This is a genomic window from Mesorhizobium sp. M1A.F.Ca.IN.020.06.1.1 (genome assembly GCF_004023265.1).
GTDB lineage: Bacteria > Pseudomonadota > Alphaproteobacteria > Rhizobiales > Rhizobiaceae > Mesorhizobium.
Genome location: NZ_RZSR01000878.1, coordinates 1 through 2,538 on the forward strand (window position 1 = coordinate 1; position 2,538 = coordinate 2,538).

2 protein-coding genes and 2 pseudogenes are annotated in these 2,538 nt (G+C 61.5%); 3 read left to right on the forward strand and 1 reads right to left on the reverse strand.

The window, feature by feature from the left end:
- From EOA60_RS28390 to EOA60_RS28400, 3 genes and pseudogenes are all read left to right on the forward strand, one after another.
- Positions 1 to 384, forward strand: a 384-nt coding sequence (locus tag EOA60_RS28390; protein ID WP_281060788.1) for an ATP-binding protein, incomplete at its 5' end; no start/stop codon positions are given.
- Between the two features lie 70 nt (positions 385 to 454).
- Positions 455 to 946: pseudogene (locus EOA60_RS28395) on the forward strand (transposase); the annotation flags it as partial.
- Positions 947 to 1,038: 92 nt separating this feature from the next.
- Positions 1,039 to 1,746 (forward strand): annotated as a pseudogene (locus tag EOA60_RS28400) (transposase); the annotation flags it as partial.
- 460 nt (positions 1,747 to 2,206) lie between these two features.
- Here EOA60_RS28400 and EOA60_RS38390 read toward each other — a convergent pair.
- The coding region (locus tag EOA60_RS38390; protein WP_206628290.1) for a hypothetical protein at positions 2,207 to 2,538 on the reverse strand (332 nt) is incomplete at its 5' end.

Sequence of the window (2,538 nt, forward strand, 5' to 3'; positions counted from 1 at the left end):
CTTCAACACAATCCACGCCTCATCGACAAACTCACCCGCGCGCAACTGCTCATCCTCGATGACTTCGGGACCCACTCCCTCACCGACCAACAGCACTTCCATCTGTTCGAAATCGTCGAGGAACGCTATCGCCACAAATCAACCCTGATCACCGCGCAGGTCCCGGTGGCCAGATGGCATGACCTGATCGCGGACCCTACCGTCGCCGACGCCATTCTCGTCAGGATCGTTCACAACGCCCACCGCATCGTGCCCCAGGGGCGACAGCATGCGAAGGCAAAAGGCCGCGCCCCTCTTGACCGGCGTCGAAAACGGCGAAACCAATCATCCATGGACGCAACAAGGCACCCGAGGACCGTCGCCGCCAAACTGTCCCGACATTAGCGAAACCACTGTCCGGGAATTAGCGGAACCCTTGTCCGGCTTTTGCGAAATGCGCACGCTGGCGCACTGGCGCATCCCCAAGCTCAGGAAGGGCTCCTATTTCCCCGGTTTCCTAGAATCGCGCCGCATGGCCGAGAAGGCGCTGAGCGCCGTCATCCAGGAGGCCTACGTCCAGGGTATCTCGACCGCTCGGTCGACGACCTGGTCAAGGCCATGGGCATGAGCGGCATCTCCAAAAGCCAGGTCAGCCGGCTATGCGAAGAGATCGACGGCAAGGTCAAAGCGTTCCTTGAAAGACCCATCGAGGGCGACTGGCCATATCTGTGGATCGACGCCACCTACCTGAAGGTGCGCCGCGGCGGCCGCATCGTCTCGGTCGCGGCCGGCGCGAGGTCCTGGGCATGGAGATTGGCACGTCTAAGGCCGAGCCGATCTGGACGGAGTTCCTGCGCAAGCTGACCCGTCGCGGCCTCCGCGGCGTCAAGCTCGTCATCTCCGACGCCCATGAAGGCATCAAGGCGGCCGTCACCAAGGGCTGTGCGCGACATGGCAAAGGTGCCGCGAGGGACTGTTGAAGAAGTCTTCTCCTGCTGATTCAATTGAGAAAACGTTGATTCTCTGGAGGGGTTGGCGATGCTGGGACGGAAGGAGCGCGATCATATTCTCGCGCGGGTAGATCGTGTGCTGGATCTGTCCTGGCTGCGCGACGAGGTGGCGAACCTCTACTGCAACGACAATGGCCGCCCCGGCATCGATCCCAAGGTGGCTGTACGCCTGATGCTCGCGGGTTTGCTGCTTGGAATTGTGTATGATCGCCGGCTGATGCGGGAGGCGCAGGTCAACATCGCGATCCGGTGGTTTGTCGGCTACGGCCTCCATGAGGTATTGCCCGATCATTCTTCGTTGACGAGAATCTGCCAGCGCTGGGGTGAAGGACGGTTCCAGCGGATCTTTGAGCGCACTGTACAAGCCTGTATCGACGCCAAAATCGCCAAGGGCGAAGTCATTCATGTCGATGCTCGCTAATCCGCGGCGACGTCAGCTGGGATAGCTTGGTGGTGCGCCACCTTGAAGCGGCGAGCGCGGCGAATGCAGATGCGGAGGCAGCGATCAGAACAAGCCGCAAGACAGGAAAGTTCAAAGAAGTCTGCATCATGGATCCCGATGCGAGCATGGCAACGAACGCCCGCAACCGCCGTCTGGAGCCCGCATACAAACAGCATCGTCGATGATCTGCGCGGGGTAGTTCTCGATGTTGCCGTGACCACCGGGGAGATCAACGAGGGACAGATGATCGAACGGATCGAAGCCGCCATGGTGTCGACCGGATTATCTGTTAGCACCGTCACTGCCGGTGCCGGCTAATGGCCGCTCGGGGTGCCGGCGCTGGAAGACAAGATCGTCCAAAGCGCGGTGTCTGAGGTGCTGAGTGCTGTCTACGAGGCCGACTTCCTGGGGTTCTCCTACGGCTTCCGACCGGGGCGGAACCCTCACATGGCGTTGGATGCCCTGCATACAGCGATCATGAGCCAGCGTGTGAACTGGGTGCTCGATGCCGACATTCGCAGCTTCTCGACTCGGTCCACCACGAGTGGTTGCTGCGGATGGTGGCGCACAGGATCGCTGATCCTCGAATCCTACGGCTCATCGGGCTGTGGTTGCGGGCTGGCGTTCTTGAGAGCGGCGAGAAGCAAGAGACGGACAGGGCTCCCCGCGAGGGGCGGGCATCAGTCCGCTCCTCGCCAACAACTTCCTGCAATACCTCTATCTCTGGGCCCACCAATGGCGTCGTGCCATGCACACGCTTCGTTGTGATCGTGCGTTACGCTGACGACTTCGTCATGGGCTTTGAGAAGAACGCCGAAGCAGACGAGATGCTCCTGGCCCTCAAGGTTCGGCTGGCCAACTTCGGCCTGATGCTCATGAGCACAAGACGCGGCTGATCGAGTTTGGCCGGTTCGCGGCCCTCTCGCATCAGCGGCGCGGCGAGCGGCGGCCCGAGACCTTCGCCTTCCTCGGATTCACCCACTACTGCGGGCGGACCCGGGATGGCGGGTTCATCATGAAGCACAACGGAAGGGAAACGCCTGACGCGCAAGCTGATGGCGCTGCGCCAGGATGCCTGGCGGCTCATGCACGCGCCAATGGCTGCGC